A 21,289-nucleotide genomic window follows, 5' to 3' on the forward strand; every position below is an offset into this window, starting at 1 on the left:
AGAGCGAAGGAGATCCCGTGACGTCCGACCTCACCCGTGCCACCGCGGCCGAGCTGGCGGCCTTGTACCGCAAGGGCAAGGCCTCGCCGGTCGAAGCGCTGAAGGCGATCCTGGCCCGCGCCGAGACCGTGAACCCGCGGCTGAACGCCCTTTGCCTGATCGACGCCGAGCCGGCGCTGAAGGCCGCCACGGCATCGGAGAAGCGGTGGAAGAAGGGCGAGACGCTGTCGGCGATCGACGGCGTGCCGGTCTCGATCAAAGAGCTGGTGCGAGTCAAGGGCTGGCCGACCCTGATGGGATCGAAGGCGGTCGATCCGCATCAGCCCTGGACCGAGGACGCGCCCGCGGTGCAGCGGCTGCGCGAGGCAGGCGCGGTGATCTTCGCGCAGTCGACGTCACCGGAATACGGGCACAAGGGCGTGACCGAGAGCCCGCTGCGCGGCGTCACGCGCAACCCCTGGGATCTCGAGCGCACGTCAGGCGGCTCCTCGGGCGGCGCCGGCGCCGCCGTGGTGGCCGGGCTGGGGCCGCTGGCGATCGGCACCGACGGCGGCGGCTCGATACGCCTGCCGGCCAGCTTCTGCGGCATCGTCGGGCACAAGCCGACCTTCGGGCGGGTCGCCGCCTGGCCGCCCAGCGTCAACGGCGATCTCGCCAACACCGGGCCGATGACGCGCACGGTCGAGGATTGCGCGCTGATGATGAACGTCATCGCCCGCCCCGATATGCGTGATCCGACCTCGCTGCCGGCCGACGACGTCGACTACGTCAAGAAGCTCGACGGCAAGGTGAAGAAGCTGAAGGTCGGCCTGGTGCTGAAGTTCGGCGACCACCATCTCGACCCGGAGGTCGGCGCCCTGGTCGCGAAGGCGGCCCGGACGTTCGAGAAGCTGGGATGCGAGGTCGAGGAAGCGACGCCCGACCTGGGCGGCGTCGACGGCCGCAAGATCTTCGGCATCCATTGGCTGTGCTTCGTGCAGCGCGTGCTGCAGATGTTCCCGCCCGAGAAGCACGCGCTGCTTGATCCGACGCTGCTGGCGATGGCGCGTGACGGCGCGAAATACAGCTCGGCCGACCTCGTCGCGGCGATGGCGGACCGCCGCACCTTGTCGCTGGGCTGGAACCGCTTCCTCGCGGCCTATGACCTGCTGCTCTGCCCCACCCTGGCCGTGCCGGCCTTCGATGTCGGCCGGATGGCGCCGGCGCTGGCCGACGGCACGCCCAACACGCAGTGGTCGCCCTACACCCATCATTTCAACCTGTCGCGGCATCCGTCGGCCAGCGTCCCCTGCGGCCTGACCAAATCGGGGCTCCCGGTCGGCTTGATGATCACCGCGGGGCACTACCGTGACGCGCTGGTGCTGCGCGCGGCGCATCACTATCAGGCGGCGGCGCCGCTCAAGACGCCTGCATTGCCGGCGTAACGACACCAGGGGGAGCAAGCATGGCTGCCGATCTCGCAATGATGCCGGCGCACGCGCTGGCGCGGCTGTTCAAGAAGGGCAAGGCCTCGCCGGTCGAGGCGGCCAAGGCCGCCCTGGCCCGCATCGCGTCGTTCAATCCGGTGCTGAACTGCATGCAGCATGTCGATGCCGACGGCGCGCTCGCGCAGGCCAAGGCGTCGGAGAAGCGCTGGGCCAAGGGCAAGCCGCTGGGTCCGCTCGACGGCGTGCCGACCACGATCAAGGACATGATCCAGACAAGCGGCATGCCCACCCGCATGGGCAGCGCCGCCATCGGTCCCGAGGGACCATGGGAGATCGACGCCCCCGTGACGGCGCGGCTGCGCCAAGCGGGCGCCGTGCTCCTGGGCAAGACGACGTCGCCGGAATACGGCTGGAAAGGCGTGACCGATTCCAAGCTGTACGGCATCACGCGCAATCCCTGGGACATCCACAAGACGCCGGGCGGCTCGTCCGGCGGCGGCACGGCGGCCGAAGCCGTGGGCATCGGCAACCTGGCGATGGGCACCGACGGCGCCGGCTCGGTGCGGATCCCCTGCAGCTTCACCGGCCTGTTCGGCCTCAAGCCCACCTTCGCGCGCGTGCCGCTCTATCCGCCGTCGGCGCAAGGGACGCTGTCGAACGCCGGCCCGATGACCCGCACGGTGCGCGATGCGGCGCTGATGATGAATGTCATCGCGCGGCCTGACGTGCGCGACTGGTACGCCATCCCGACCGACGACTCGGAGGACTACCTCAAGGGCCTCGAGAAGGGCGTGAAGGGCATGCGCATCGCCTACTCGTCCGACCTCGGCTTTGTCGAGAAGGACAAGATCGATCCGGAAGTCGCGAAGTCGGTGGCCAATGCCGCCAGGATGTTCAAGAAGCTCGGCGCCAAGGTCGTCGAAGCCAGCCCCAAGCTGGGCGGACTGGATCCGCGCGACATCGAGAACGTCCACTGGACGAGCAACTTCAGCGTCATGCTCAAGAGCTTCCCGCCCGAGAAGCAGGCCTTGATGGATCCCGGGCTGCTGCGCGCCGCCGAGCATGGCTCGCGCCATTCGCTGGAGGCCTATATCCGCGCCGGTCACCAGCGCGTGCAGCTGGGCGTGATCTTCAATCACTTCTTCGAGGACTACGACCTGCTGCTGACGCCGACGATGCCGATGCCGACCTTCAACGTCGGCGAGCCGGCAGCCTGGGGCGGTGACGGCCTCGACATCGGCTGGACGCCATTCACGCTCACGTTCAACCTGACGCGCCACCCCGCCGCCACCATCCCCTGCGGCACGACCAAAGCCGGCCTGCCGATCGGCCTGCAGATCGTGGGCCCGCTCTACGCCGATGCCCGCGTGCTGCGCGCCGCCCATGCCTTCGAGGAAGAGATGCCGATCGCCCCGCCGCCAATGGCAGCACGATCGTAGCCCCCTCCCCCGCGGAGGCACTGCGGATCTGGCGTACCCTCCCCCAACGCAGTTGGGGGAGGTGGCCAAAGGCCGGAGGGGGAGCCGACGTGGTCTATGTAGCTGAGACCACGTCGGCTCCCCTCCGCCCCTTCGGGGCACCTCCCCAGCAAAGCTGGGGAGGAAGAAAAAAGTCAGTCGAACCCCGCGCGCTTTCGCACATCGGCCGTCGCGGCGCCTGCCTCGCGCAGCGCGCGCAGGGTCAGGGACTGGTCGCGCTTGGCGAAACGGCGGCCCTGCGCGTCGGTCAGCAGCCGATGATGGGCGTAGCGCGGCGTCTCGTAGCCCAGCAGCCGCTGCAGCAGGCCGTGCACGTGCGTGGCGGGCAGAAGGTCGATGCCGCGCGAGACCAGGGTGACGCCCTGGAGGTGATCGTCGACGGTGACGGCGAGGTGATAGCTGGTCGGGGTGTCCTTGCGCGCGATCACGACATCGCCGTGCAGCCCGGGCTCGCCGTCGATCCAGCCGCTGCCTTCCTCGAAGAACCGGTACGGGCCGGCGCGGTCGGCGGCCTTGGCGCAGTCCAGGCGCAGCGCGAACTCGGCGCCGGCCTTGACGCGCGCGCGCCGCTCGGCCGGGGCCAGCCCGCGGCACGTGCCGGGATAGAGCGGGCCATCCGGGCCGTGCGGCGCGCTCTGCGCCGCCGCGATCTCGCGCGCGATGTCGGCGCGCGTGCAGAAGCAGGGATAGACGACGCCCATGTCCTGCAGGCGGTCGAGCGCCGCGCCATAGTCGGCGAAATGATCCGACTGCCGCCGCACATCGCCGTCCCAGTCGAGGCCGAGCCAGGCCAGGTCGTCGAGGATGGCGGCCTCGAACTCGGGCTTGCAGCGGCGGATGTCGATATCCTCGATGCGCAGCAGGAAACGCCCGCCTGCGTCCCGCGCCCGGTGCCATGCCGTCAGCGCCGAGAAGGCATGCCCGAGGTGGAGGTAGCCCGTCGGGCTGGGGGCGAAGCGGGTGATCAACGGCAGGGGCATCATCCGTCATTCCGAACGCAGCGCGAAATCTTCTTCGATGGCGCTGGATGCGTCCACCACGCAGCTTGCGCGCTGCGCGCCGCAGCCCCTTAGCACCGGCGGCTCGCCCGTGCTATGTCGGCGGGCATGAGCATTCCGTTCCGGCTCGACGAGGCGCGCCTGCGCGAGGGCATGGACTACTTGGCGCAGCTCGATCCGCGCTTCGCCGAAGCACGCGCGACATACGGCGATCCGCCGCTGCGCACGGCCGAGGAAGGCTTCAGCGCGCTGCTGCGCTCGATCATCGGCCAGCAGGTCTCGGTGTTCGCGGCACGCAGCATCTGGGACCGTGTCGCCACGGCGGTCGATCCGGTGACGCCGCAGAACGTGCTGCGGCTGTCGGACGAGGAGCTGCGCGCCTGCGGGCTCAGCAACAACAAGGTCAAGTTCGCGCGCGCCCTGGCGCTGGACACGGTCGAAGGCCGCATCGTCTTCGAGGACCTGCCGGCGCTGGACGACGAGTCGCTGGTGTCGGCGCTGACCCAGGCCAAGGGCATCGGCCGCTGGACGGCGGAGATCTACATGATGTTCGCGCTCGGCCGGCCCGACGTCATGCCGGCGAACGATCTCGGCCTGCTGGTGGCGGTCCAGCATCTGCTGAAGCTGCGGCAGCGCCCCGAGCCCGAGCGGCTGCTGAAGCTCAGCAAGCCGTGGCGGCCATGGCGCACCGTGGCCGCGCTGTTCCTTTGGCATTTCCGGCGCAACATGCCGGATTTCAGCAGCAGCCCCGCGGCCCAGGCGCGACGCGAGGCCGAGCGGCTGGCCCGCGAGGAGCGCAAGGCGGCGCGCCTGGCTAAGGCCGCGGCGCAGCCGGCGCCACCGGCCGCGGCAGCCAGGAAAGCCGCCGCCAAGAAGCGCACCGTCGCCGCCAGCCGCCGCAAGCAGCTGCAACGGGCGGCGCCCGGCGGAAAAGCGCGATGAATAACCAGCCCCACCGTCATCCCGAGCGCAGCGAGGGATGACGGGCAGAGCCCTTGAGAGAGGCACGATGTTCGAGCTCGAAGGTCCCTCGCATCCGCCGGCCTCCGGCAAGCCGCCCAAGAAGCTGATCATCCTGCTGCACGGCTACGGCGCCGACGGCGCCGACCTGATCGGGCTGGCCGAGCCGCTGGCGCCGCTGCTGCCCGATGCCGTGTTCCATGCGCCCAATGCGCCCTATCCCTGCGACGGCAACCCGTTCGGCTATCAATGGTTCGGTATCTCGCAGCTCGACCCGAATCTGATGTTCGCCGGCACGCGCGGCGCGGCACCCTTCGCCGAGGCGTTCCTCGACGCAAGGCTGCAGGAGTACGGCCTGACGGAAGCCGACACCGCCCTGATCGGCTTCTCCCAGGGCACGATGATGTCGCTGCACATCGGCCTGCGCCGCGAGCGGCCGGTGGCCGGCATCGTGGGCTTCTCCGGCGTGCTGGCCGGCATGGAGTCGCTGCAGGACGAGATCCGCTCGCGCCCGCCGGTGCTGCTGGTGCACGGTGATGCCGACGAGCTGATTCCGGTGCAGTTGATGGATCGCACCGAGAAGGCGCTGAAGGCAAGTGGCGTGCCGGTCGAGTCGCATGTCGCGCGCGGCGTCGGCCACGGCATCGACCAGACCGGCCTGCAGCTCTGTGCCCGATTCCTGCTACACGTCCTGGGAGGCCGTGCGCCATGAGCACGATGATCAACGAGAAGGTCGGCGACGGCGTCGCCGTGGCCGGCACGGTCGCTGCCGGCTTCGAGCCGGTGGCCGAGCAGTTCATCGAGAATTTCCGCAGCCGCGGCGAGCTCGGCGCCTCGGCGTGCCTGACGGTCGGCGGCGAGATCAAGCTCGACCTGTGGGGCGGGGTCGCCGACGGCAAGGCCGGCCGCGCCTGGGACCGCGACACGGTGTCGATCATCTTCTCCTGCACCAAGGGCGCGACGGCGCTGTGCGCCCATGTGCTTGCCAGCCGCGGCCAGCTCGACATCGATGCGCCGGTCGCGGAGATCTGGCCGGAGTTCGCGCAGCACGGCAAGGAGCGCGTCACAACGCGCATGATGCTGGACCATTCGTCGGCGGTGCCGGCGCTGCGCGCCGCGGTGAAGCCCGACGGCCCTTACGACTGGGCCTACATGACCGAGCGCCTGGCGGCCGAGGAGCCGTTCTGGGAGCCGGGCACGCGCAACGGCTACCACGGCTTCACCTTCGGCTGGACCGTGGGCGAGATCGTGCGGCGCGTGTCGGGCAAGTCGCTGGGCGCCTTCTTCCAGGACGAGATCGCACGGCCGCTGGGGCTGGATTTCTGGATCGGCCTGCCGGAGGCGATCGAGCCGCGCGTGGCGCCGATCGTGCCTTATGTCTACGCCGCCAACGAGGCCAGGACGCCGTTCATGACGGCGCTGGCCAAGGAGCCGAAATCCATCCCGTCGCTGTTCTTCTTCAACAACGGCCGCTGGCGCAGCGGCGGCGCCAACAGCCGCGAGGGGCATGCCGCAGAGATCGGCGCCGCCAACGGCATCACCAACGCGCGCGGGCTTGCCGGCATGTACGCGCCGCTGGCCAATGGCGGCGCGCTCAATGGCGTGCGGCTGGTCGACGCGACGACCTTGGCGCGCATGGGCGAAGTATCGATGGCGACCCATTTCGACGCCACCCTCTACATCCCCACCCGCTTCGCGCTGGGCTTCATGAAGTCGATGGACAACCGCAAGCGCAGCATGGGCGCGACGCTGTGGGGCGAGGACTGCGACAGCGTCATCCTCGGCGCGCCGGCCTTCGGCCATGTCGGCGCCGGCGGCTCGCTGGGGTTCGCCGACCCGGCCTGCGGCCTGTCGTTCGGCTACACCATGAGCAAGATGGGCCCCGGCATCCTGCTCAACGCGCGCGGACAAGCCCTGGTCGACGCCGCCTACCGCGCGCTCGGCTATCGTTCCAAGGACGCCGGCGTCTGGCTGCGATGAGCGACGCGACGATCCGGCGTGCGACCGGGGCGGACCGGCCCTGGCTGATCACCGCGATGGCCGGGATCAGCGACCACGAGCACGCGCTGCACGATTCGCGCCGGCCCGGCGCCGACTGCGCCGAGGCCTACCTGACACAGATCGAAGCAGCCATCACCGCCCAGGGCGGCGCCATCCTGGTCGCGGCGCGCGGCGAGGAGCGGCTGGGCTGCATCGCCTTCCATGTCGCCCGCGAGGTCAACGCCGCCCAGACGCCGGACTCCAACGTCTACGGCTATGTGTCGGACCTCTATGTCGCGCCGGCGGCGCGGCGCCAAGGCTTGGCCAGCCGGCTGCTCGCCGAAGCCGAGCGCCATTTCCGGGATGCCGGGCTGCGGCGCATGCGCATCGGTTCGCTGGCGGCCAACGCCTCGGCCGTGGGCGCCTACCACCGGTTCGGGTTCGAAGCCTACGAAGTGGTGCTGGAGAAGCGCCTGGTCCCGTGACGCAGGGTCGCCGATGACCGCTCTGTCATCCCGAGCGTAGCGAGGGATCTCCTGCGGCAAGGCGCACGGTGCGCCATTCGCGGGAGATCCCTCGCTACGCTCGGGATGACGGTAGGGGCATATGCGAATGCCCTGGGATGACAAGGAAGTCCTGTGACCGGCGCCAGCCGGCCAAGTCCTATCGACGGCCGCAGCCCTTCGCGTATGATGACCGCCGCTGCGATCGAATCCACGCGAGGGCCGACATGATCAGGACCTTGGGGCTGGCGCTGGCTGCGGCCATGGGATTGCTGGGCGTATCGACGGCGTCGGCGCAGCCGACGATCCGGGTCGGCTGGACCATCCCGGCCGAGGAATCGAAATACTGGATGATGCGGCGGCCCGACCAGTTCCCCGAGCTGGGCAAGAGCTACAAGGTCGAATGGGTGCAGTTCCAGGGCACCGCGCCGATGGTCCAGGCGATGGCGGCCGGGGCGCTCGACTGCTCGACGCAGGGCGTGCTGTCGATGGCGCAGGGCGCCATCCAGGCCAACCTGCAGACCTACATCGTGGCCCAGCATGTGGGCGAGAAGCCCGGCAGCTTCTCGGTCTACTGGGCGGTGAAGGACGACTCGCCGATCAAGACTGTCGCCGACATGAAGGGCCGCAGCGTCGGCATCAACGTGTTCGGCTCCGGAATCTATGGCCCGATGGCGCTTCTGCTGAAGCGGCACGGCGTCGATGCAGAGAAGGACATCAAGCTGGTCGAGACGGGATTCCCGGCCTCGGAGGATGCGATCCGCGGCGGCCGCGTCGATGTCGGCGTGCTGAACCAGCCGTTCGCGGCGCGGGCCGAGGCCAAGGGCGGCCTGCGCAAGCTGTTTTCGCTGTCCGACCAGCAGCAGAACATCGTGCACATCATGGATGTCTGCCGGAAGGACTTCGTCGACAGGAACCCCGAGCTTGCCCGCCGCTACGTGCGCGACCTCACGGCCGGCATGGCCAAGGCGCTGGCCAACCGCGACGAGACGCTGAAGGTCGTCTCGGAAGTGACCAAGGCGCCGATCCAGGTGCTCGACACCTACCTGCTCAAGCCGAACGACTTCGCGCGCGAGCCGGGCGCCAAGCCGAACTTCGAGGGCATCCAGGCCATGCTCGACATCTATGCCGAAACCGGCATGCTGTCCAAGAAGCTGGACGCCACGGCGTTCCGGCATCCCACGATCGTCGCGCCGCTGGAATAATCGCCTTCACGGCAATGATCGCGATCGAAGCGGTTTCCAAGACCTTCGAGACCGAGAAGAGACGCCGCTTGCCGGCCCTCTGCGACATCTCGCTCGCGGTCGCGGCCGGCGAGTTCGTCTCGATCCTCGGGCCCTCGGGTTGCGGGAAATCGACGCTGCTCTACATCGTGGGCGGCTTCGTCGCGCCTTCCGCCGGCGCCGTGACGGTGAACGGCCAGCGCGTCACCGGCCCCAGCCCCGACCGCGGGCCGGTGTTCCAGGAATTCGCGCTGTTTCCGTGGAAGACTGTGCTGGGCAACGTCATGTACGGCCTGCAGCGGCAGGGCGTCGCCAGGCAGCAGGCGCTGGCGCGGGCGCGCGAGCTGATCGCTATGGTGCACCTCGCCGGCTACGAGAACCTCTATCCCAAGGAGCTTTCCGGCGGCATGAAGCAGCGTGTTGCCATCGCGCGCACGCTCGCCTACCGGCCCAGCATCCTGCTGATGGACGAGCCGTTCGGCGCGCTCGATGCCCATACCCGCACGCGCCTGCAGAACGACCTGCTCGACATCTGGGAACGCGACCGCAAGACGGTGCTGTTCGTCACGCACAGCGTCGAGGAGGCGGTGTTCCTGTCCGACCGGGTGGTGACGATGACCCGCGCGCCCGGCCGCCTCAAGCAGATCATCGCCATCGACCTGCCGCGGCCGCGCAGCCGCGCCGCACTGCTGCTCGACCGCCGCTTCCAGGACTATGTGGTGGGCATCGAGCGGCTGATGGACAGCGCCGATTCCGGCGCGCCGGCATGACCCGGCCGGTCTCGGCGCTGGCCGCCGTCATCGCCGCTGCCGGGCTGCTGGCTGCCTGGGAGCTTGCGGCATGGCTTGCCGGCATCGACGGCTTTCCGCCGGCGTCGCGGGCGCTGGCGCAGATCCCGCGGATCCTGACGGACGGCGAAGCGCTGCTCGATATCGCCGCTTCGGTGCAGCGCATGGCGGTCGGGTTCGTCCTGGGGGTGGCGGCCGCGGTGCCGATCGGCCTCACGATGGGCCGCAGCCGGCATGTCGCGGCCTTCTTCAACCCGCTGCTGATGATGATCTATCCGGTGCCGAAGGCGGCGCTGATGCCGATCATCATGCTCTGGCTCGGCGTCGGCGATGCATCGAAGACGCTGGTGATCTTCCTCGGTGTCACCCTGCCGGTCATCTATCACAGCTATCAGGGCAGCCGGGCGGTCGAGCAGAAGATGCTGTGGTCCGCTGCCGCCATGGGCATGGGCGGCCTCTCGCGGCTGGTGCGTATCGTGCTGCCGGCGGCGTTGCCCGAAATCCTGGTCGGCTGCCGCACCGGGCTGGTGCTGGCGCTGATCACCATGGTCACCAGCGAGATGATCGCGCGCCAGGCCGGCCTGGGAAACATCCTGTTCAACGCGCTGGACATGGCCCAGTACGACACGGTCTACGCCATGATCGTGATCGTCGGCGTGCTGGGCTTCGTGCTCGATGCCGCCTTCGAGCGCCTGCGCGCCCGGCTGGTGGCGTGGGCGGCGCCGTCGCACGCGATCATCGCGGGCACCACATGAGGGCGCGGTCCGGCATCGCGACCGTGGTGCTGATCGGCGCGCTGCCGATCGCCCTGATCGTCGGCGTCTGGCACGTGCTCGCCGCGACGGGAATGGCGCCGCCATCGCTGCTGCCGGCACCCTCCGCCGTCGCCGCGCGGCTGGTGCAGCAATGGAGCTCACCTGCCTATCTCGAGCATGCGGCGAGCACGCTGCTGCGCCTGTTCGCGGGCTTCGGCATCGCCGTCATCGCCGGCATCGCGATCGGCGTGGCCGTCACCGCCAGCCGCTGGGTCGGGGCCACGGTCACGCCGCTCGTGCGCGTGCTGGCGCCGGTGCCCAAGATCGCGCTCTATCCGGCCTTCATCCTCACGCTCGGCTTCGGCGATGCGTCCAAGATCGCCCTGGTGGTGGCCGACGCCGTCTTCCCCATCCTGCTGGCGACGGCGCAGGGCACCGCTGCCGTCGAGCCCAAGCTCGCCTGGTCGGCACAGGCGGCGGGCGCCTCGCGCTGGCGCTGCCTGCTCACCGTCGTCCTGCCGGCGGCGCTGCCGTCGGTGCTCACGGGCTGCCGCATCGGGCTGGTGATCTCCTGCATCGTGGTGTTCCTGGCCGAGATGATCACGTCGACGGACGGCCTGGGCCATCTGCTGGTACGCGCCGCGCGCAGCTTCCAGACCGTCGACATGTTCGTGCCGCTGATCACCATCTCGCTGCTGGGCCTGCTGCTGAATGCCGGCTTCAACGCCGTGCGCCGGCGCCTGCTGGCCGGGTTCCCCGAGACGACGGAATGACGCGGGATGACAATGGGCGACGGACGATTCTTTCTCCTGTAGCATGCCGGCACCACGCACCTGGAGATGGCCATGCTTTCCGACCGGATCGAAGGAAAGTGGATCGATGCCTTCAGCGAGACCTTCGCGCGCTGCGGCGTCAAGGCGGGCGACAGCGCCGCCATCCTGTCGGAGACCCAGTCACGGCAGCTCAACGTGCACCTTGCCGAGCTCGCCCTGCTGCGCCTGGGCGCGCGGCCGTTCCACATCGTGCTGCCGACACCGCGCAACCCCTATCCGGTGCCGATCCGCTCGACCGGCGCCAGCGTCGCGATCGGCGGGCTGGCGCCGGTGGTCGCGGCGCTGGGACAGGCCGGCTTCGTCGCCGACTGCACGCTGGAAGGCCTGATGCATGCGCCCGAGACGCCGCAGATCCTCAAAGCAGGCGCGCGTGTCCTCTATGTGTCGAACGAGCATCCGGAAGCGCTGGAGCGCCTGCGGCCCGACGACAAGCTCGAGGCGCGCGTGCGCGCCGCCGCCAGGATGGTGCGCGGCTCGAAGCGGATGACGGTGAGTTCCACCGCCGGCACCGACCTCGCCATCGACATGACCGGGGCGCCGGCCGTCGGCATCTGGGGCTGGACCGACAAGCCCGGCACGCTCTCGCACTGGCCCGGCGGCATGATCGTGAGCTTCCCGGGCAGCGGCGCCGTCAACGGCCAACTCGTCCTGGATCGCGGCGACGTCAACCTGACCTTCAAGCGCTACCTGGAAGCCCCGATCACGCTCACGATCGAGAAAGACTACGTCACGCACATCGAGGGCGCGGGCGCCGATGCCGAGATGATGCGCGCCTATCTCGCCGCCTGGGGCGATCGCGAGGCCTATGCCGTATCGCATGTCGGCTTCGGCATGAATCCCAACGCGCGCTACGAAGCGCTCAGCATGTACGGGCAGCGTGATTTCAACGGCACGGAGCTGCGCGCGGTGGCCGGCAACTTCCTGTTCTCGACAGGCGCCAACGAGTTCGCCGGCCGCTACACCGCCGGCCATTTCGACATCCCGGTGATGCGCACCACGATCGCGGTCGACAACACCGTCGTCGTGCGCGAGGGCGTGCTGCAGGACGTGTTCGGCTGAACTCTCTTTTCCGCAAGGCCCTACGGAGAGGACTGATCTTGTAATGGCAGCCTCGCTGTCATCCTGAGCGAAGCGAAGGATCTTTTAGACCATCGAATCGCACGGGCCCGGCACCCTCGGCACAGTGTGCCATTGACAGTCCCGTGCGGCAGGATGTCTCAAAGGATCCTTCGCTTCGCTCAGGATGACACCGCGTAAGTTCTCCACTCGATAGCGCACTGGCGGGGAGAAGGAATCAGTCGCCCACCACCGGCGGCCGGCTGAGCCCGAGCTGGCCAAGCATGGCGACGAACGCCCTCAGGCGCTCGCGGCGGTGGGCATCGAGGTCGAGCTTGCCGTAGTCGAGGAAGCCTTGGCCGGTCGTGAAGCCGAGCCGGCCTTCCTTCATGTTGCGCTCGACGATGGCGGGTGACGCATAGCGATCGCTGCCCAGGGCCTGCGTCAGGTAGCGGCTGGCGTAGTAGAGGATGTCGCCGCCGCCCCAGTCGACGAACTCCAGCAGGCCCAGCACGGCGAAGCGGAAGCCGAAGCCGTACTTGATCGCCTTGTCGATCTCCTCGGCGCTGGCGACGCCCTCCTCGACCATCCGTGCGGCCTCGTTCATGGCCAGCGCCTGGATGCGCGGCACGATGTAGCCCGGCCGCGGCGCGCACACGACCGGGACCTTGCCGATGCCCTCGAGCAGGGCGCGCAGCCTGGCGGTCACGGCCGCGTCCGTTCGTTCGCCCGGCGACAGCTCGATCAGGGGCACGAGGTAGGCCGGGTTGAGCCAATGGGCGTTGAGGAAGCGCTGCGGGTGCTCGACCGCCGCCGACAGGTCGTCGACCAGGATGGTCGATGTCGTGGAGGCGATGATCGGATCCGGTCCGGCCAGCCGGCTGGCACGCGCCAGCACCTCGCGCTTGAGGTCGACCACCTCCGGAACGCCCTCGAAGACGACGGCAGCCGCCGACAGTGCCGGCCCTGCCTCGGCCTCCGGCACGACGTGCACGCGCGCCGCGATGGCGTCGACGGCGCTCTCGGCGAACAGCCCGAGCTGCGCCAGTGTGCGCAGCGTGCCGCGCACCTCGTCGAGCGCCGCCTGTGCCAGCGCGGCGAAGGAAGGCGCCGGCCGCGGCTTGAGGTCGACAAGCGTCACGTCATGGCCGGCATAGGCGAAGGCCACGGCGATGCCGCGGCCCATGCGGCCCGCGCCCAGGCAGGCGACGGCGGCGCGCGGCATCACCTGAAGCCCTCGCGCAGCAGAAGCTGCAGGCCGTCGCGATCCAGGTCGCCCAAGCCCAGGCTGGCCAGTGTCCGGCCGCCGGCGATGAAGTCAGCGCCGCAGACGGCGCCGCCGATGGCGGCGAAGGCGCGCGCCAGCGGCGTCTCGATGCCGGCCAGCGCGCCGACCGAGACCAGGAACGAGAGGCCGATGCGTGTATCCTCCAGCATGTAGCGATGCGCCGTCAGCACGATGTGCTCGCGCCAGTCGCCCGAGTCGGTGAGGCGGCCATGCGAGCCGCGGCCATACATCCATTCCTCGCCGTCGCGGGCATAGTGGTTGGCGAGCGGGAAATGGGGCGCGCCATAGCCGAGCGCGACACGCACCGCGATGCGCTCGGCATCGAGCGCGTCCGTCACGCGCCGGATCGCCGGCTGCGTGCCCTCCTTGTGGATGTCCCAGCGTTCGAAGTGCTCCAGCGGACCGGCATTCATGGTGATCAGCGGCGGATGGATGATCGGGCCGGCATTCATCAGCGCCCCGGAGAGCGCATCGCCGCAATCCTCGATCACGTCCGGAAACGCAGCCGAGATCACCGCCAGCGCGTGATCCTTGCGCGTGAGCGGAAAGACGCCGGTCGGCAGGCGTCGGGCACGGACCGTGATGGCCGGCTCGAACGGTCCGTGCTTGCGCGTCAGCCACGGCAGCGTGCCGGTCTCGGCAAAAGCGGCGTCGGCGGTGTTGCCGGCCGCGCGCGTCGCCTTGGCGAAGATCAGCGACCCGAAGGTGCCGGGCGGCAGGAACACGACCTGACCGTCGGCGAGATGCGGCGCCAGCGCCCGGGCGATGTCGGCCTGCGCCGTTGCCGGCGCCGGACACAGGATCAGCACCGCATCGCGCACGGCCTGGGCCATGTCGGCGGTGACCAGCGCCACCGCCACCTCGTGCCGCCCGTTGAAGTCCTTCACCACGATGCGGCCGCCGGCCGCGCGATGCGCGGCGACGGCAGCGGCATCGCGCCGCCACAGGCGAACCTCGTGACCGGCCAGCACCAGATCGCCCGCTGCCGCGAACGAGCCGTTGCCGCCACCCAATACAGCTATACGCATCATCTCACACGGTCCCCGAGGTTGACCGCTTCATGGTGAGCTTGTCGAACCATGAAGCGGGACGCACCTATGCTCGTGCGACGCCTTCATGGTTCGACAAGCTCACCATGAAGACTACTCCAGAGCCGACGACGCGCGGTTCCGAGACGGCAGTGCATCATCCCAGCAGCTCCCTCAAGCGGAAATGTTGCACCTTGCCCAGCGCCGTGCGCGGCAGGCTGTCGACGAAGACGAAATCGCGCGGCAGCTTGAAGCGGGCGAGGTGGTCGCCGACATGCCGCGCCAGGGCCGCGGCGTCGGCTGACGCGCCGGCGCGCAGCACGACATAGGCGACCGGCACCTCCTGCCATCGCGGGTCGGGGCGGCCGATCACCGCCGCCTCGGCGACCGCCGGATGGTCGCCCAGCACGCGCTCGATCTCGGCCGGATAGATGTTCTCGCCGCCTGATATGATGACGTTCTTCTTGCGGTCGTGGATATGGAAGTAGCCGTCGGCATCGCGCGTCGCGATGTCGCCGGTATGGTACCAGCCTTCGCGCAGCGCCTCGGCGGTCGCCGCGGCGTTGCCCCAATACTCATGGAACACATTGGGGCCGCGCACGATGACCTCGCCGGCGGTGCCGCGCTGCACCTCGCGGCCGTCGTCGTCGACCACGCGCGCCTCGCAGTAGAGGCCGGGCAGGCCGGTCGAGTTGCCACGGCCCAGGTCGCCGCCGAGCCGGGTATAGATCGCGACCGGGCAGGTCTCGGTCGAGCCGTAGACCTGCAGCACCGGCACGCCGCGCGCCATCACGGCATCGATCAGGGGCTGCGGCACGATGGTCGAGCCGGTCGTGAGCGCGCGCAGACGCGAGAGATCGGTCTGCCGCCATCGCGGATGCTCGACCAGGGCCTGGATCGTCGACGGCACGAGCGTCACGAGGGTGGGAGACTGAGGCGCGTCGAATGCCGCCAGCGTCGCGTCGGGCGTGAACCGCGCATGCAGGGTCACGGTGGCGCCGGCCTGCAGCGCCGGCGTGGTCTGGATGTTGAGCCCGCCGACATGGAACAACGGCAGCACCGTCAGCACATGATCGCTGGCGGCAAGGCCACTGGCATGCTGGCTCATGGCGGCATTCCACACCAGCGCTTCCTGGCGCAGCACGGCCCCCTTCGGCCGGCCGGTGGTGCCCGAGGTGTAGACGATCAGCAGGGGACAGGTGAGATCGACATGCGGGTTGCGGCCATCGCCGCTGCCCCTGCCCAGCAGGTCGTCGAGCGATGTCCCCGCCGGACGGCAATCGATGCCGACGACCCGGATATCGGGCCGCGACTGCGCCAGCGGCGCCACGACGGCGGCGAAGGCGTCCTCGACCACGAGCACCTTCACGGCCGCGTCGGACAGGATGAACATCTGCTCGGCGACGGCGAGCCGCCAGTTCAGCGGCACCAGCATCGCGCCCAGCCGGGCGCAGGCATAGAGCAGCACGAGGTAGTCGGGATGATTGGCCGCCAGGATCGCGACCCGATCGCCGCGGCCGACCCCGAGCTGCGATTTCAGCGCCCGCGCCGCCGCCGCGATGCGCGCCGCGAAGCCGGCATAGGTCAGCGTCTGCGCTTCGAAGCGGATCGCGGCCTTGCCCGGCGTGAAGGCGGCATTGCGATCGATGAGATCCGCGAGGTCCATGGTGTCGTCTCAGCGATCTGACTCGTCATCCCGAGCGCCGCGAGGGATCTCCCGCGACGGGAGCCTCTGCCCACGGGAGATTCCTCGCTGCGCTCGGAATGACATGACTGGATCACCCATCCGTTTCGCCCGGCTCGTACAGCGCCTCGCGGCCGATCCGCTCGAGGCAGATCTCGGCCGTCCACGGCAGCATGACCGAGCCGCAGCGGCTGTCGCGGTAGATCCGCTCCAGGGGGAAGCGCTTGAGCATGGCGTGACCGCCGCAGATGCGGATCGCCTTGGCCGCGATCGCGTTGGCGCTCTCCATCACCGTGTGCTGGGCGGCGTAGGCGCGCAGCACCTGCTCCTTGGCCGGGTTCGCGCGCGCCTCGCTGATGGCCTGGAACCAGAGCGCCTTGGTCTGCTCCAGCATGATGCGGATCTCGGCAACCGCGATCTGCTTGGTCGCGATCATGCGGCGTTTCACCGGCGGCATGCCGGCAACCTCGCCGCGCAGATAGGCGATGGTGAAATCACAGGCCGCCTGCGCCAGGCCCATATAGGTCGGCGTCAAGGTCAGGAACATGTGCGGCCAGCGCGTCGCGGCCTGAAAGTAGACGCCGCGCGGCATCAGCATCTCGTCTTCCGGCACGAAGACGTCCTTCAGCAGCAGCGTGCGCGAGACCGTGCCGCGCATGCCCAGCGGGTCCCAGTCGCCGACGACCTCGACGCCCGGCGCCCTGGCCGGAACCGCCAGGAACAGGGTGTTGCGCCGGCTGGCGCCCTCGCCCTCGGCGCGTGCTGTGCACAGGATCCCGTAGTAGTCGGCGGCACCCGACAGCGAAGCGAAGATCTTCTTGCCGCTGACGATGAAGCCGCCGTCCACCGGGTGCGCCTCGGTTCCGAACGCGCTGGCGCCGGCGGCGGCCGTGCCGCCCTCCTCGGAGAACGGCTGGGCGTAGAGGGCGCCGTGCTCGACGACGCGGCGGTAATGCAGCCGGCGGCGGCGCGCATGCGCGGCGCGATCCTCGTCGCTCATCGGCAGATCGTCGGCGAGCGCGCCGGGCCACAGCGTCGATGCCACGTGCATGTTCCAGGACAGCGCCGTCGCACCGCAGAAACGCCCCAGCTCGGCAGCCGCGAGGCAATAGGTCTGGTAGTCGGCGCCCAGGCCGCCATCGGCCTTCGGCACGCAGATGGCCAGCAGGCCCTCGCGATGCATGTCGCGGAAATTCTCGATCGGGAATGTCGCGTCGCGGTCATGCTGCGCTGCACGCGGCGCCAGCACGCGTCTGCCGAAGCGCCGCGCGCCGGCGATCAGCTCGGCCTGCGCCGGCGTCAGCCGGAATGCGTCCGGCGCGAACATCGGCGCATCGTGTGTGTCGCTATCGGCAGCATGCATCGAACCAACTCCGCTCAGGATGTTTGCGGCGACAACACGTCACGCAGGAATCCCAGGACAGCCGCATCGAAGGCGGCTGGCGCCTCGAGGTTGGCCAGATGACCGACGCCTGCAAGGCAAACGAAACGCGCGCCGGGGATCTTCGCCGCCATGCGTTCCATCACCGGTGCCGGCGCCGTGCGGTCGTGCTCGCCGGCCAGGCACAGGACAGGCACGCGGATGGCAGGCAGGTTGGCGCGCTCGTCGAAGGCGACGAGGCATTGCAGCGCAGCACGGTAGGTCGGCACCGGCACGGCCGACATCACCTCGATGGCGAAGGCGCGGCCGGCCGGGTCCGGGCTGGGGCCCATCAGGCCGTCGACCATCGACGCCGCCAGCGACGCCATGGCGGCGCCGGCATCGAGCGGCCCCAGGCGGGCGGCAACGAACGCCTTCTGGAATTCACCGGCCTGGTTGCCGAACGCCGGGCTCGTGCAGCACAGCACCACGGAACGGTAGCCCGCCGGCCGGCGCCGCAAGGCCGCTTGCGCGACCATGCCCCCTATCGAGTGGCCGATCAGCACCGGCCGGTCGAGGCCCAGGCGCGCCACCGTGGCCTCGAGATCGGATGCGAGCCCGTCGAAGTCCATCGCGGCGACGGGCGCGCGAGCGCCGTAGCCGGGCAGATCGACGGCAACCGGATGCAAGCCGGCTGCCGCGAACGCCTCGCGCTGCGGCGACCAGATACGTGCCGAGCCGCCGATGCCGTGCACGAAGACCACGGCAGGCAAGCGACCTTCTTCTGTCGTGCTCACACAGCCTCTCCTGTCGCGCGGATGCCGGTGACCAACGGAAACCAGTGCAACAATCGGGCGGAATGCCGGGCGATGTCCAGCCGAGTCATCGCTCTGGGCCGCCGCGGTTCGTGCGCAATCCAGCATTCCGATAAGCGGCCTACTCTCGCGACGGCAGATCGGATCAGATGCCGCCGTCATGCTTCCCGTCTTCCAGCCTCTGCAGGACCGCGCCATCGCCACCGTGTGGTCAGGGCTTGCCGCCTCGACCATCGGCGAGGATCTGTTCCGCGTCGCCATCATCTGGCTGGCCGTCGACATCGCCGGCAACCTCGCCGGCCTGCTGACCGCGGCGCAGTACGCCACCATGCTGATCGTCGGGCTGACCAGCGGTGCCATCGCCGATCGCTGGCGACCCGAGCGCACCATGGTGATGGTCAACATCCTGGCGGCGCTGGTGGTGCTGATGCCGATGGTGGTCGCCTATGTCTCGGGCGTATCGCTGGCGGCGCTCGTGATCGCCGCGGTCGGCGTGTCGGGCTTGCGCACCTTCTTTGCGCCGGCGCTGCAATCGACCGTGCCGACGCTCGTCAAAGACCGCACCATGCTGCAATCGATCAACGGCCTGTTCGATGCGACATGGCGCCTGGCGCGCCTGGCCGGCCCGGCGGTGGCGGCGCTGCTGGTGCATTTCATCCCCGTGATCCAGTTCCTGTCGGTTACGGCCTGCGGCTTCCTCGCCGCCGCGGCCGGGATCTACAGCACGCGCGCGCGGCTGGCCGGTCCTGACAGGCGCACCGAGCCGTCGCGCGGCGGCTGGCGCGGCGCCGTCGAGGGCCTGACCGCCGGCTTCCGCCTACTGCGCAGCAACCGCGTCATGGCGATCCTGGTGCTGAGCAACTCGATCGTGAACGGACCGTGGATGGCCACGCTGCTGCTGGGCGTCGCGCTGCTGGTGAAGAGCTACCAGCCGACCTTCCTCGGCATCCAGGACCTGGCGGCCTACGGCCTGGTGATGGGCGCATACGGGCTGGGCGATGTCTGCTCCAACCTGGTCGTGGGCAACGTGCGGCTGCGCCGCCCCCTGTCGACCATGTATCTGGGCTACATCGCCATGGGCGGCGGCTTCGTGCTGATGGCGCTGGCCATGTGGGTGGTCCCGCCAGGCGCGCTGCTGCCGGCCATGATGCTGGCGGCGGTCATCGCCGGCAGCGGCGGACCGCTGTTCTTCATCCCGCTGATCACGCGCACCCAGACGGTGTTCGACGGTCCCGACATCGCGCGCGTCTGGCGCCTGCGCCTGGCCCTGATGGCGGGCTCGCAGCTGGTGGCCAGCCTGCTCGCGACCTGGCTGTTCGAGCTGCTGGGCCCGACGGTCACGGTGCTGGGCTGCGGCCTGTTCATCTTCCTGGCCGGCGCCTGGGGCCACACCTACTTCCGCCGCTATTCGGAAGCCCCGGCCGCCTCGCTCGCCGTGCCGGCGCCCGCTGCCGCCGACTGATCGCAGCAGGCGGCGGCGCGACAGGACTTCGCGACGCACACCCGGGATTTGGCCCTTGCGCTCAGCGGGGAAACAGCATAGGGTCGGATAAATACACAGCGTTACCCTTAAAAATCTCGACATCGCTGGACCTGGGAGGCCCTATGGCCAAGGCATTTCCGACCGACGAGCCCTTCCTGCAGGGCTTCTACGCGCCGCTGCACATGGAATGCGACGCACCCAACCTGCCGATCAGCGGCGAGATGCCCAAGGCGATCTGCGGCTCGCTGTATCGCAACGGCCCCAACCCGCAATTCGCGCCGCGCGGACCCTACCACTGGTTCAGCGGCGACGGCATGGTGCATGCCTTCCACATCGAGAACGGTCGCGTCGCCTACCTCAATCGCTGGGTGCGCACGCCCAAGTGGCAGCTCGAGAACCAGGAGGGCGAAGGCCTGTCGGGCGCCTTCGGCAATCCGCGCTACAGCGACCCGCGCGTCGTGGCGCTGGGCTCGACCATCGCCAACACCAACATCGTCTGGCACGGCGGCCGCCTGCTGGCGTTGGAGGAGGCGCACGCGCCCTACGAGATGGAACCCAGGGGGCTGGCGTCGAAGGGCTATCACACCTTCGACGGCAAGCTTGCCGGGCCCGTCACCGCGCACCCGAAGATCGACCCGGTCAGCGGCGAGATGGTGCAGTTCGGCTACGCCGCAAAGGGCCGCTTCACCCCGGATCTCAGCTATCAGGTGGTCGACCGCGACGGCCGCATGCGGCGCTGCGATTTCTTCCAGGGCCCCTATCCCAGCATGGTGCACGACTTCGTCGTGACGCGCCGGCACGTGATCTTCCCCATCTTCCCGCTCACCGGCTCGATGGAACGCGCCATGAAGGGCGCGCCGCCCTTTGCCTGGGAGCCCGACAAGGGCACCCATATCGGCATCATGATGCGCGACGGCGATGTGAGCAGCGACATCCGCTGGTTCACAGGTGATCCCTGCTACGTCTTCCACCCCATGAACGCCTTCGACACCGAGGACGGCAAGGTGGTGTGCGACATGATGAAATATCCGGTCGCGCCGCTCTTCCCGCGGCCGGACGGCTCGCCGTCGAGCGACAAGACGCCGTCGGCCACGCTGGTGCGCTGGACCTTCGACCTGAACGGCAACAGCGACACCTACAAGGAAGCGCCGCTGTCGGAGCATGTCGGCGAGTTCCCGCGCCTGGACGAGCGCTTCGCGATGCTGCCCTACCGCCACGGCTACATGCAGGGCGGCAACGTCACCGATCCGCAGAACCCGCGCGCCTCGCGCAACGGCATCGTGCATGTCGACCTCGCCACCGGCCGCAGCCAGATCTGGGATCCGGGCCCGATCGACGTCGCGGGCGAGCCGATCTTCGTGCCGCGCCGCGACGATGCGCCCGAAGGCGACGGCTGGCTTCTGGCGGTCGTGTATCGCGGCGCCGAGAACCGCAGTGATCTGGTGGTTCTCGACGCCGCCAATGTCAGCGCCGGACCGGTGGCGACGGCGCACCTGTCACACCGCGTTCCGGCCGGCTTCCACGGCAACTGGCGGCCGGGTCCGCTATAGGGAGTTCCGCAGGCCGATGCGACGGCGATCAATCCCGCCCGTCGTATCGGCATGCGGCAGTCGAGCCGTCCTGTCGAGCG

The 21,289-nt window shown here is 69.4% G+C and carries 19 protein-coding genes; 13 read left to right on the top strand and 6 right to left on the bottom strand.

Translation table 11 applies throughout. The annotated features are described in order from the left end of the window. The first annotated feature begins 17 nt into the window (after positions 1-17). Positions 18-1,424, top strand: coding sequence for an amidase (locus FHP25_RS32960; RefSeq protein ID WP_231712565.1), 1,407 nt, complete (start codon positions 18-20; stop codon positions 1,422-1,424). Between the two features lie 20 nt (positions 1,425-1,444). Beyond that, positions 1,445-2,866 carry an amidase gene (locus tag FHP25_RS32965; protein WP_147851247.1) on the top strand — a complete coding sequence of 474 codons (1,422 nt, stop codon included), beginning with the start codon at positions 1,445-1,447 and terminating at the stop codon, positions 2,864-2,866. A gap of 173 nt (positions 2,867-3,039) precedes the next feature. Here the strand turns inward: FHP25_RS32965 and gluQRS are convergent, their stop codons facing one another. Next, the gene (gene gluQRS, locus FHP25_RS32970) at positions 3,040-3,879 is read right to left on the bottom strand and encodes a tRNA glutamyl-Q(34) synthetase GluQRS (RefSeq protein WP_231712568.1); all 840 of its coding nucleotides are present in this window, start codon (positions 3,877-3,879) and stop codon (positions 3,040-3,042) included. A gap of 132 nt (positions 3,880-4,011) precedes the next feature. Here gluQRS and FHP25_RS32975 point away from each other — a divergent pair, with 132 nt between their 5' ends. The 9 genes from FHP25_RS32975 (at position 4,012) to FHP25_RS33015 (ending at position 12,004) form a co-directional block, all read left to right on the top strand. Then, positions 4,012-4,845: a DNA-3-methyladenine glycosylase family protein gene (locus tag FHP25_RS32975; RefSeq protein ID WP_178133970.1), complete on the top strand. Its 834-nt coding sequence runs from the start codon at positions 4,012-4,014 to the stop codon at positions 4,843-4,845. A 67-nt stretch (positions 4,846-4,912) separates the two neighbouring features. After that, positions 4,913-5,575 carry an alpha/beta hydrolase gene (locus FHP25_RS32980; RefSeq protein ID WP_147851250.1) on the top strand — a complete coding sequence of 221 codons (663 nt, stop codon included), beginning with the start codon at positions 4,913-4,915 and terminating at the stop codon, positions 5,573-5,575. Next, positions 5,572-6,843: a serine hydrolase domain-containing protein gene (locus tag FHP25_RS32985; RefSeq protein WP_218578772.1), complete on the top strand. Its 1,272-nt coding sequence runs from the start codon at positions 5,572-5,574 to the stop codon at positions 6,841-6,843. The genes FHP25_RS32980 and FHP25_RS32985 overlap by 4 nt, the downstream gene beginning before the upstream one ends. Beyond that, positions 6,840-7,328 (top strand): GNAT family N-acetyltransferase, encoded by a 489-nt coding sequence (locus FHP25_RS32990; protein WP_147851251.1) that lies wholly within the window; start codon positions 6,840-6,842, stop codon positions 7,326-7,328. Before FHP25_RS32985 ends, FHP25_RS32990 begins: the two co-directional genes overlap by 4 nt. Before the next feature lie 245 nt (positions 7,329-7,573). Then, positions 7,574-8,551, top strand: a complete 978-nt coding sequence (locus FHP25_RS32995) for an ABC transporter substrate-binding protein (RefSeq protein ID WP_147851252.1) — start codon at positions 7,574-7,576, stop codon at positions 8,549-8,551. 14 nt (positions 8,552-8,565) lie between these two features. Then, on the top strand, positions 8,566-9,339 hold the full coding sequence (locus FHP25_RS33000) for an ABC transporter ATP-binding protein (protein ID WP_147851253.1): 774 nt from the start codon (positions 8,566-8,568) through the stop codon (positions 9,337-9,339). Next, positions 9,336-10,112 (top strand): ABC transporter permease, encoded by a 777-nt coding sequence (locus tag FHP25_RS33005; RefSeq protein ID WP_147851254.1) that lies wholly within the window; start codon positions 9,336-9,338, stop codon positions 10,110-10,112. The genes FHP25_RS33000 and FHP25_RS33005 overlap by 4 nt, the downstream gene beginning before the upstream one ends. Continuing rightward, entirely contained in the window at positions 10,109-10,885 is a 777-nt protein-coding gene (locus tag FHP25_RS33010) for an ABC transporter permease (RefSeq protein WP_147851255.1), read from the top strand. Before FHP25_RS33005 ends, FHP25_RS33010 begins: the two co-directional genes overlap by 4 nt. Positions 10,886-10,957: 72 nt before the next feature. After that, positions 10,958-12,004 (top strand): M29 family metallopeptidase, encoded by a 1,047-nt coding sequence (locus tag FHP25_RS33015; RefSeq protein WP_147851256.1) that lies wholly within the window; start codon positions 10,958-10,960, stop codon positions 12,002-12,004. A 235-nt stretch (positions 12,005-12,239) separates the two neighbouring features. On the opposite strand, the gene FHP25_RS33020 is transcribed toward FHP25_RS33015, so the two are convergent. The 5 genes from FHP25_RS33020 to FHP25_RS33040 form a co-directional block, all read right to left on the bottom strand. Continuing rightward, complete coding sequence (locus FHP25_RS33020) at positions 12,240-13,226, bottom strand: 3-hydroxybutyryl-CoA dehydrogenase (RefSeq protein WP_408068562.1); 987 nt, start codon at positions 13,224-13,226, stop codon at positions 12,240-12,242. Continuing rightward, positions 13,226-14,317, bottom strand: coding sequence for an NAD/NADP-dependent octopine/nopaline dehydrogenase family protein (locus FHP25_RS33025; RefSeq protein ID WP_147851274.1), 1,092 nt, complete (start codon positions 14,315-14,317; stop codon positions 13,226-13,228). The genes FHP25_RS33020 and FHP25_RS33025 overlap by 1 nt, the downstream gene beginning before the upstream one ends. Before the next feature lie 157 nt (positions 14,318-14,474). Continuing rightward, positions 14,475-15,983: a class I adenylate-forming enzyme family protein gene (locus FHP25_RS33030; RefSeq protein WP_147851258.1), complete on the bottom strand. Its 1,509-nt coding sequence runs from the start codon at positions 15,981-15,983 to the stop codon at positions 14,475-14,477. 112 nt (positions 15,984-16,095) lie between these two features. Next, positions 16,096-17,364 carry an acyl-CoA dehydrogenase family protein gene (locus tag FHP25_RS33035; protein WP_218578778.1) on the bottom strand — a complete coding sequence of 423 codons (1,269 nt, stop codon included), beginning with the start codon at positions 17,362-17,364 and terminating at the stop codon, positions 16,096-16,098. A 14-nt stretch (positions 17,365-17,378) separates the two neighbouring features. After that, positions 17,379-18,158 (bottom strand): alpha/beta fold hydrolase, encoded by a 780-nt coding sequence (locus FHP25_RS33040; RefSeq protein WP_218578779.1) that lies wholly within the window; start codon positions 18,156-18,158, stop codon positions 17,379-17,381. A 178-nt stretch (positions 18,159-18,336) separates the two neighbouring features. Between FHP25_RS33040 and FHP25_RS33045 the strand changes: the two genes are divergently transcribed. Beyond that, entirely contained in the window at positions 18,337-19,638 is a 1,302-nt protein-coding gene (locus tag FHP25_RS33045; RefSeq protein ID WP_147851260.1) for an MFS transporter, read from the top strand. Between the two features lie 143 nt (positions 19,639-19,781). Continuing rightward, a complete protein-coding gene (locus FHP25_RS33050) occupies positions 19,782-21,209 on the top strand; it encodes a carotenoid oxygenase family protein (RefSeq protein WP_147851261.1) in 1,428 nt (475 codons plus the stop codon). The last annotated feature ends 80 nt before the right edge of the window (positions 21,210-21,289 follow it).

The organism is Vineibacter terrae (genome assembly GCF_008039615.1).
GTDB classification, from domain to species: Bacteria; Pseudomonadota; Alphaproteobacteria; order Reyranellales; family Reyranellaceae; genus Vineibacter; species Vineibacter terrae.

Coding starts and splice junctions, on each gene's coding strand:
- FHP25_RS33045 (WP_147851260.1), top strand. CDS start 18,337: ATGCTTCCCGTCTTCCAGCCTCTGCAGGACCGCGCCATCGCCACCGTG.
- FHP25_RS33005 (WP_147851254.1), top strand. CDS start 9,336: ATGACCCGGCCGGTCTCGGCGCTGGCCGCCGTCATCGCCGCTGCCGGG.
- FHP25_RS32985 (WP_218578772.1), top strand. CDS start 5,572: ATGAGCACGATGATCAACGAGAAGGTCGGCGACGGCGTCGCCGTGGCC.
- FHP25_RS32965 (WP_147851247.1), top strand. CDS start 1,445: ATGGCTGCCGATCTCGCAATGATGCCGGCGCACGCGCTGGCGCGGCTG.
- FHP25_RS32975 (WP_178133970.1), top strand. CDS start 4,012: ATGAGCATTCCGTTCCGGCTCGACGAGGCGCGCCTGCGCGAGGGCATG.
- FHP25_RS33015 (WP_147851256.1), top strand. CDS start 10,958: ATGCTTTCCGACCGGATCGAAGGAAAGTGGATCGATGCCTTCAGCGAG.
- FHP25_RS33000 (WP_147851253.1), top strand. CDS start 8,566: ATGATCGCGATCGAAGCGGTTTCCAAGACCTTCGAGACCGAGAAGAGA.
- FHP25_RS33025 (WP_147851274.1), bottom strand. CDS start 14,317: ATGCGTATAGCTGTATTGGGTGGCGGCAACGGCTCGTTCGCGGCAGCG.
- FHP25_RS32990 (WP_147851251.1), top strand. CDS start 6,840: ATGAGCGACGCGACGATCCGGCGTGCGACCGGGGCGGACCGGCCCTGG.
- FHP25_RS33035 (WP_218578778.1), bottom strand. CDS start 17,364: ATGCATGCTGCCGATAGCGACACACACGATGCGCCGATGTTCGCGCCG.
- FHP25_RS32995 (WP_147851252.1), top strand. CDS start 7,574: ATGATCAGGACCTTGGGGCTGGCGCTGGCTGCGGCCATGGGATTGCTG.
- FHP25_RS33010 (WP_147851255.1), top strand. CDS start 10,109: ATGAGGGCGCGGTCCGGCATCGCGACCGTGGTGCTGATCGGCGCGCTG.
- FHP25_RS32980 (WP_147851250.1), top strand. CDS start 4,913: ATGTTCGAGCTCGAAGGTCCCTCGCATCCGCCGGCCTCCGGCAAGCCG.
- FHP25_RS33050 (WP_147851261.1), top strand. CDS start 19,782: ATGGCCAAGGCATTTCCGACCGACGAGCCCTTCCTGCAGGGCTTCTAC.
- FHP25_RS33020 (WP_408068562.1), bottom strand. CDS start 13,226: ATGCCGCGCGCCGCCGTCGCCTGCCTGGGCGCGGGCCGCATGGGCCGC.
- FHP25_RS33030 (WP_147851258.1), bottom strand. CDS start 15,983: ATGGACCTCGCGGATCTCATCGATCGCAATGCCGCCTTCACGCCGGGC.